This window comes from Nonomuraea sp. SBT364 (assembly GCF_001083785.1).
Taxonomy (GTDB): Bacteria; Actinomycetota; Actinomycetes; order Streptosporangiales; family Streptosporangiaceae; genus Nonomuraea.
Genome location: NZ_LAVL01000262.1, coordinates 1 through 8,093, shown reverse-complemented (window position 1 = coordinate 8,093; position 8,093 = coordinate 1). Strand labels below are relative to the sequence as shown.

Annotated in this window: 6 protein-coding genes and 1 pseudogene; 5 read left to right on the top strand and 2 right to left on the bottom strand. The window is 71.1% G+C overall.

The genetic code is table 11. The features are described 5' to 3' along the window. Positions 1 to 180: 180 nt before the first annotated feature. Positions 181 to 669 carry a TetR/AcrR family transcriptional regulator gene (locus tag ADY59_RS45550; protein ID WP_053175790.1) on the top strand — a complete coding sequence of 163 codons (489 nt, stop codon included), beginning with the start codon at positions 181 to 183 and terminating at the stop codon, positions 667 to 669. After that, a complete protein-coding gene (locus tag ADY59_RS45545; protein ID WP_049577043.1) occupies positions 629 to 1,192 on the top strand; it encodes a carboxymuconolactone decarboxylase family protein in 564 nt (187 codons plus the stop codon). Before ADY59_RS45550 ends, ADY59_RS45545 begins: the two co-directional genes overlap by 41 nt. A gap of 412 nt (positions 1,193 to 1,604) precedes the next feature. On the opposite strand, the gene ADY59_RS45540 is transcribed toward ADY59_RS45545, so the two are convergent. Next, on the bottom strand, positions 1,605 to 1,937 hold the full coding sequence (locus tag ADY59_RS45540) for a hypothetical protein (RefSeq protein ID WP_156326144.1): 333 nt from the start codon (positions 1,935 to 1,937) through the stop codon (positions 1,605 to 1,607). A 513-nt stretch (positions 1,938 to 2,450) separates the two neighbouring features. On the opposite strand from ADY59_RS45540, the gene ADY59_RS45535 reads away from it, so the two are divergent. The 3 genes from ADY59_RS45535 to ADY59_RS45525 all read left to right on the top strand — a co-directional run bounded on the left by ADY59_RS45535 (position 2,451) and on the right by ADY59_RS45525 (position 7,143). Continuing rightward, positions 2,451 to 5,036 carry an FG-GAP-like repeat-containing protein gene (locus tag ADY59_RS45535; protein WP_197094169.1) on the top strand — a complete coding sequence of 862 codons (2,586 nt, stop codon included), beginning with the start codon at positions 2,451 to 2,453 and terminating at the stop codon, positions 5,034 to 5,036. Between the two features lie 225 nt (positions 5,037 to 5,261). Next, complete coding sequence (locus tag ADY59_RS45530; RefSeq protein ID WP_049577036.1) at positions 5,262 to 6,464, top strand: sensor histidine kinase; 1,203 nt, start codon at positions 5,262 to 5,264, stop codon at positions 6,462 to 6,464. A gap of 28 nt (positions 6,465 to 6,492) precedes the next feature. Next, positions 6,493 to 7,143, top strand: a complete 651-nt coding sequence (locus ADY59_RS45525) for a response regulator (RefSeq protein WP_049577033.1) — start codon at positions 6,493 to 6,495, stop codon at positions 7,141 to 7,143. Between the two features lie 8 nt (positions 7,144 to 7,151). Here ADY59_RS45525 and ADY59_RS52085 read toward each other — a convergent pair. Next, a pseudogene (locus tag ADY59_RS52085) lies at positions 7,152 to 8,093 on the bottom strand (hypothetical protein); the annotation flags it as partial.

Here is an 8,093-nt window from a genome sequence, read left to right as displayed (position 1 = left end):
GCACCAACGCCACCGCGTCGGCCTTAAACTCGGGCGGGTAGTTCTTCATCACCATCAGGGACATCTCTTCCCCTGGACCTCAAGATCCAGTCTCCGAGGTGTCCACGTTCAAGGGGAAAGACCCGCCGTCCCGGCGACGCAGCCCGTGGATGCCTGAAGGATCCTTGGCGAGGTTGCGGCATGCCGGATGTTGAGCACTTCGATCCCGAGATGACGTTGGATCAGGTGGCGGACCTGTTCTGGCAGCATGGGGCCGACACCTGCGGCATCGCCGATGTCGTCCAGGCGACCGGGCTCAGCCGCTCCAGCCTGTATGCCACCTTTGGCGGCAAGGCGCAGTTGCAGGCCGCCGCGCTGGGCTGCTACCTGGAGCGGCAGTCGCGGCCGGAATTCGACGCTCTGGCCGCCGACGAACGCGGCCTACCGGCCATCGCCGCGTTCTTCGAGCGGCTGGTGGCGGCCCGCTGTTGGGGCGAGCACGCCCGCTGGGGATGCCTGGTCACCAACACCCACGCCACCGCGAGCGGCAGGCTGCCGGAGATGCGCCAGGTTCTGGACCGCCACCACGACGCGCTCCGGCGGGCGTGCGCGCCGTACTTGATGGTTTCGCCACTACCGAGGAGAGATGATGAGCGATTTCCGTACCTACGACGAAAGCGACGCCCCTGAGGCGGCGCGGCCGATGCTGGCGGCGGCCAAGAAGCGGATGGGGTTCGTGACCACGCTGAACGCGGTGATGGCCGAGTCGCCGGAGCTGCTGGCGGGCTACAACGCGCTGGCCGAGCAGTTCGGCAAGTCGTCGCTGCCTCTGGCGGCCAAGCAGGTGGTGCTGATCACGGCCAGCGTGGAGAACGGATGTGAGTACTGCGTGGCCGCGCATTCCACCCTGGCGCTGCGTGCCCGGGTGCCGGCCGAGGTGGTGGAGGCGCTGCGAGCGGGGCGGCCACTCGCCGACGAGGCGCTGGAGGCGGTCCGCCTGCTGACCCGGGCCGTGGTGGCACAGCGCGGCTGGGTGGCCGAGGCCGAGATCGAGGCGTTCCAGGCCGCCGGGCACACCCGCCGCAACGTGCTGGACATCGTGCTCGGCGTCGGCATGAAGACGCTGTCGAACTACACCAACCACATCGCCTGCACCCCGCTCGACCCGGCTTGGGCCGACCAGGAGTGGACTCGCGAGCAGGCGACGACCTGACCGTCCAGCCTTCGGCGCCGCCCGATGCTGCCGGGCGGCACGCTGACGGTTCATCGGGTGGCGGGACCGACCGGCAGCGGGCCCCGCTGAGCGCACATCGGGCAATCGAACTGTTCGACGGCAGCAGCCGGATCCCCGGGCTCCGACATGTCGCAGAACCTATCGCCGACGCTGTTCTGAGAACGAAGATCGAGGACAAATCGAGACACCCGTCGGGATGCGGCCGCCTCTCGCAGAACTGGTCATTTCCACGAACACGAAGAGTGCCGATTATTACGGAGAGCTACTCTGGGGCTGGTCGCGCGGACGCGAGTGGTGGGCCGGGAAAGCCCAGAGTTCACGCGCACTGAAGGTGTCTCAGCGGGAACTCACGTGCCTCGTGGGTTCAGCGCACTGAACGTCGCGAAGGGGGTCAGCGGAGAGCGGCTTCGAGTGCGTCCGGCAGAGCAGTGTCGGTGATGACCAGGTCGTCGCCCAGGTTGAGGATGCGCACCTCGCCGTGATCGAGTTCGAGCCGGAGGCCGATCTCGGTCTCGATCCGGTGGTCGATGATGCGGTGAACGGCTCGGATCGACTGGCCGATGAATCGGCTCATCAGAAAATCGTCTGGGGCGGGACCGACGGTGACCTGGCCGTACTCGTCCATGTCATAGGAGTCGTGTGGTTGATCGAGCGTCAGCTCGAGCGAGGCGTCGGGGGCGGTGTGGAAGCGGACCGGGCCGAGATCGCTCAGGTGCAACCACATGTGCACCAGTGAGGCGTGGTCGTCGCTGGGGTGGATGTGCCAGGACACCGTCACCTGGAGCAGCCTTCGGCTGACAAGCTCATCCGCGGAGATCACGATGCCTATGGTGTCACGGTGGTTCGGGCGTTTCCGCAGTGTTCTGCAGGAGGTGGCGGGCGGCGTTGGCGTAGCGGATGGCGGTCTTCATCGATGCCGAACACGGCAGCCAGACGCAGTTAATGGTCCAACCTGATGTGGCCGGGCCCGGCTCGATCGCCCGGCATCTGGGCATCGGCCGAGCCACCCCTCACCGCACCCTGGCGCGGCCGACGCCGCGGAGACCGAGTCGCGCGTACCGCTTTGGTTGACAAGGGACGGGCGGCTACGCGAATCGGTTGAGCGAAGTTTCCACCCTGCAGCAGACGCCCCGGGCACGGTCGGCTGGATATCTTCGCCGAGATTCTGTCCTGTCTAGGCGGAGGTCGGATCCCCATGGCCCGTCGTCACCTGCTCGGTTGGTTATGCGTCCTCACGATGATCGCGTCCGGGGTCGTGGCGGGCTCAGTGCCCGCCGCCCACGCCGCCACCTCACGCGCCGGGACGCCCTGCGCTCCGGCTGACGTGTACGCCCGGCGCGTCCTCACACCGGCCGGCCTGGCCGCCGGGGCCAGGTTCGGTAGCACGTCCGTGAGCGGTGACTTCAACAAGGACGGCCACGCCGACCTGGCCGTGGGAGCGCCCGCCGACGCGGGCGGCAGCGTGACGGTCTTCAAAGGTTCGGCCACCGGCCTGGTCGCCCCCGGCACCCGGCTGACCCAGGCGAACGCAGGGGCGGGCGTCGAGACGGCCGACCGTTTCGGCGCGGCGCTGGCGGTGGGCGACTTCAACAAGGACGGCTACGCCGACCTGGCCGTCGGCTCGCCGGGCGAGGCGGTCGGGTCGGCCGCGAACGCCGGCGCGATCGCCGTCTTCCCCGGTGGCGCGGGCGGGTTGTCGAGCGGCAAGTGGTTCGATCAGGCGACCGGGGGCGGCGGCAATGAGGCGGGCGACAACTTCGGCACGGCGCTCGCGGCCGGCGACATGAACGGCGACGGCTACGCCGACCTGGCCATCGGCGTGCCGGGCGAGATCCCGTACCAGGAGACCGCCAAGGGCGGCACCATCTACGTCTTCAAGGGCTCCGCCACAGGGGTGACCGGCGGCTGGGCGGCCAAGCAGGAGGACGCCGGCGGGAGCACCGAGGCCGGCGACCGGTTCGGCGCCTCGCTGGCCGCCGGCAACGTGACCGGCAGCGGGCACGCCGACCTCATCGTGGGCGCGCCCGCGGAGGCGCCCGGCGCCGACCCGGCCGGCAGCGGCGGCATCTACGTGATCCCCGGCGCCGCCGCGGGGAAGGCCGCGGGATTCGGGCTCACCCAGGAGGGCAACGGCGGCGGCAACGAGGCCGGTGACAACTTCGGCGCCGCGCTCGCCGTCGGCAACTTCGACAAGGACGGCTACGCCGACCTCGCCGTCGGCATTCCCGGCGAGGTGCTGGGCGCCGACGTGAAGAGCGGCTCGGTCGCGATCCTGCCCGGCGCCTCCGTCAAGCTGGGGGCGGCGTTCTGGCTGCAGGAGAGCGGGGCGGCCGAGCAGGCGGCCTCGGGTGACAGGTTCGGCGCGGCGTTGACGACAGGCGACGCCGACCGCGACGGGCATGCCGATCTGGTCATCGGCGCGCCGGGCAAGGCGTACGGCGCGGCGGGAGCCGGCGCCGCCTTCCTGTTCCGCGGCGGCCCGCGGCAGGCGAACGCCACGGTCAGCGTCACGACCGGCCGCCGCATCACCCAGATCGACGCCGGCGACGTCAACGAGGCCGGCGACAACTTCGGCTCAGCCGCCGCCCTCGCCGACTTCAACGGCGACGGCAAGGGCGAGGCCGCCGTCGGCGCGGCGGGCGGGCGGCAGGCCGGGCAACCCGCCTCCGGCACTGCCGTGGTGCTGTCGCGGCTCGTCCCGGCCTCTTCGGCGCCGGTGCCGCTGGAGTCGTACACGCCGACCTCCGCCATGCAGGCCACGCCTGTCCCCGGGGCGCAGGTCGGCACGCTGGAGTACGCCTACACCGACAACATCGGCCGGCTGCTGCACGGTCACCAGTCCGACCCGGACAACTTCGGCTCGGTGCAGTGGACGGTGATCTCCGGCGCGGAGGCCCACACCGGACGGCCAGGGCTGGGTGAACAGGCCGACGGTCGGCTGCAGATCGCCGGTCACAACGCCGCGGGCTCGGTCTGGACGCTCACGCAGGCCACCAAGAACCCGCCGGCCTGGGCGGCATGGCTGCCCGGGGACCTGCCGATGGCCTCGCACGCGGCGATCGGGAAGCTGGAGGACGGCAGGCCCGTGGCCTTCGCCGTGGACTCCGGAGGCGTGCTGTGGGCGCTGCCGCAGACCGCGGCGGCCGGGCCGTACACGTCGTGGATCAGCCTCGGCGTGGCCGGGCTGTCCGGCGCCGCCCCGGCGGTGGCCACGGTCAGCGGCGGGATCCGGGTGTTCGTCGTGGACACCGCCGGGGTGCTGCGGACCATGCTCTACGCGAACGGCGCGGTCACCGGCTGCACGAGTATCAGCGGACCCGGGTTCACCGCCGCGCCCACGGTTGTGGTCTATCCCGGCAGCAGGATCCGGCTGTTCGCCCGGGGCACGGACGGGACGGTGCTCACCAAGCGGCAGGATGACGCCGGGACGTTCCCTGACGCCTGGGAGCAGGTGCCCGGCTTCACCGCCGCGGGCGCGCCCTCGGCCCTGATCAGCCCGCTCAGCGGCAAGACCGAGATCGTCGCCCGCGGCGCGGACGGAGCCGTCCACAGCACCGGCGAGACCGCGCAGGGCTCGGGCGTGTGGCGCGGCTGGGAGCGGGTCACCTTCGATCCTGACTCCAGCGCGACCGATCCCACCACCTTCGCTTTCACCAACGCCAACGGGCCCTCCTGGGCGTTCCTGTTCCGCACCGCCGACAACCAGACCCGCGTCTACCAGGTGACGGGGCAGGCGGCCGCCGCCCAGGAGCAGGAGGGCCAGGAAGCCCAGGACGGCGGCGTCACCTTCAGCCGCCGCGAGCTCCCCGCGCCCCCTCAGTAGCACCCGCTTCTCGACGGCACCCGCCTAAAGCTCCCACCCTCAGCAGCACTGTCCACAGCGGCGGCCCTGGGGCCCCGCCGGGCGCATGATGCCCGGCGGGGCCTCGCGCGGTGGCCGCCCCCTGCACACACGCCTGTTGCGTCGGCCGCGGCCGCCGTTGCATGGTGGGACCCCCATCACCCCGACCCGGAGACCGACCATGATTTTCGCGAGGGCGTACCGGCGTTGCCTGTCAGCTCCGCATCGTTAACCAGGAGGCTGTCCGCGCTGAGCCCGCGGCTGCTCGACGGCGCGCTGGCGGCGACGCTCGTCGTGGGGAGCTGGCTGTGGGAGCTGCTTGAGACGGGCAAAGGGCTCCCGGCCGACGCCGTGTCCCTGACGCTGACCGCGCTGGTCAACGCGCCGCTGGCGCTGCGCAGGAGGACGCCGTTGCCCGTCCTGGTCGTCTCGGCGGCGGCGGCGCTGATCTATCACCTGCTCGGCTACCACCCGGGGCTCAACGACATCGGCCCGTTGCTGGCGCTGTACACGGTGGCCGCGCACGCGTCCTGGCGGGCCACCGCGGCCGGAACGGCCCTGGTGGTGGCCGAGTGGACGCACGCCTCGGACATCCAGCCCGGCGTCGCCCTGTGGTCGGCGCTCGGCCAGTCGCTCATCGTGGCGGCTTGGGCGGTCACCACGGGTACCATCGTGCGCCTGCTGGGCGAGCGCGGCAGGAAGCTGGCCTCCCTGGCCGAGCAGGTCGCCAGGGAGCGCGATGCTTCCGCCCGCACGGCCGTCACCGGCGAGCGGGTACGCATCGCCCGCGAGCTGCACGACGTCGTCGCCCATCACATGTCGGTCATCTCCGTGCAGGCGGGGCTCGGCCGCTACGTGGCCCTGTCCGACCCGCCGACCGCGCACTCCGCCCTCGCCGTCATCGCCGACACCAGCCACGAGGCGCTGACCGAGATGCGGCGCCTGCTGTCGTTGCTGCGCACGGAGGCTGGCGAGGCCGGTAACGAGGGCGAGTCGGACGAGGAGGTGCTCTACTCGACCATGCCGGGGCTGGGCGGCCTGGACATGCTGGCCTCGCGGATGCGGGTGGCAGGACTGAACGTGCTGCTGCACGTCGCCGGGCGGGCCAGGCCGCTGCCTCCCGGGCTGGACCTGTGCGCGTACCGCATCGTGCAGGAGTCGCTGACCAACGTGCTCAAGCACGCCGCGCCCGCGCGGGTGGACATCAGCGTGACGTACGCGCCCGACACGCTGACCTTGCGCGTCACCGACGACGGTGCGGCCCGCCCGGCGTCCGGCGCGACCTCTGATGGCCATGGGTTGATCGGCATGACTGAACGTGTCAGGCTCTACCACGGAACGATCTCCGCAAGTCCCCTCCCGACAGGCGGATTCGAGGTCCTGGCGACCTTTCCGCTCTCACCCGCCTGAGGGTACCGACCTAACCTGAGGCAGGGCGATGATCAAGGTCCTGGTAGTGGACGATCAAGTGCTCATCCGGGCCGGACTGGCCGCGCTGTTACGGGCCGCGGGGCTGGAGGTGGTGGGCGAGGCCGCCGACGGCGAGGAAGCCGTCGGCCTGGCCGCCGAGCTCGCGCCGGAGGTGATCCTCATGGACATCCGCATGCCGGGCATGAACGGCATCACCGCCATGGAGCTCATCCTGGCCGCGGCCCGGGGAACGCCGCCCAAGGTGCTCATCCTCACCACCTTCGACCTGGACGAGTACGTCTACAACGCGCTGCGCCTGGGCGCGTCGGGCTTCCTGCTCAAGGACACCCCTCCCGAGCGCATCATTTCCGCCATCCGCACGGTCGCCGCCGGGGACGTGCTCCTGGCGCCGGCCGTCACCAAGCGGCTGATCGAGGCGTTCGTCACCCCGCCCGCCAGCGCCCCGGCTCTCGACGGCCTGACCGCCCGCGAGACCGAGGTGCTGCGCCTGGTGGGGCGCGCGCTGTCGAACAAGGAGATCGCCGAGCGGCTGTCGGTGAGCGAGGGCACCATCAAGACCCACCTCAACCGCCTGATGGCCAAGCTGGGGCTGACCAGCCGCGTGCAGGCCGTCGTACTGTCCTACGACTGTGGCCTGGTCAAGCCCGCTACCCGCTGAACGCTTCATCAGCGGAAGTCGAAGAACTTCTTCGTCACCATGCCTCCGGCGAACCATCCGATGCCCCGTCCCGCGCTGACTCCCCACCAGCCCTCGCGGCCGGCGGCGGAGCTGCCAGGATCGCCCATGACGCATCCGCCCACGCCGTTGTAGCCACAGGCCTGGCCGTACCAGAACCCCTGCTCGTCGGGGCGTTTCGAGGTGTACTGGATGCTCGCCGCCAGCCCGAAGCTGGGCCGCACCTTGCCACTGGCGAGCATCTTCCAGCTCAATCCCTCGGCGCCGATGGATCCCCAGATCTGCAGATCCTGGAAGGTCCCGCTGACGCAGACGACGAAGCAGGCCGTTCCCGTGAAGCCCACATGTCCGACCACGTAGTCGATCGCCTTGGCCATGCCGTCGTAGAAGCCGTCGAACAGCTCGCCGAGCCCGCACGTCGGCGGCGCGTACGGGGGGCAGCCCGACGCGGCGAGGTCCGGCAACTGGAGTTTCGGCAGCTTCAGCTGCGGCAGGCCAAAGCTGTTCTTGCCGCCGTCGTCCCGCTCGCCGGATCCCGGCCGGCCGGGCGGCTGTCCGCCTCCGGACTTCGGCGGCGTGCCGCTTCCTGGACCCTGCCCGCCGCCGACGGGTGAGATGTCCGGTGCCGCCTGCGCGCCCGGTCCGGTCTGGCCGATGATGGGGCCGGCCTCCTGGACCGCCCTGTTCCTCATGTCCTTCAGCGACTGGGTGGTGTCGTTGATGACGTCGTTGGTCTTCTGCGTGATCGGCGCGGGCTTGCGGGGGCCACCGGGGAATCTGTCCCGGGGGTCGGGGTAGTGCGGCCTGCGGGCCGCCGGCGGCGGCGCGATCGGAGTGCGCTGGGCGCGGCGCTCCTGGCGCTGCTTGCCCGCCTCCGTCCGCTTGCGCTTGCGCTCGCGCTCGCGCCGCCGTTGCTCCTCCGGCGATATCCC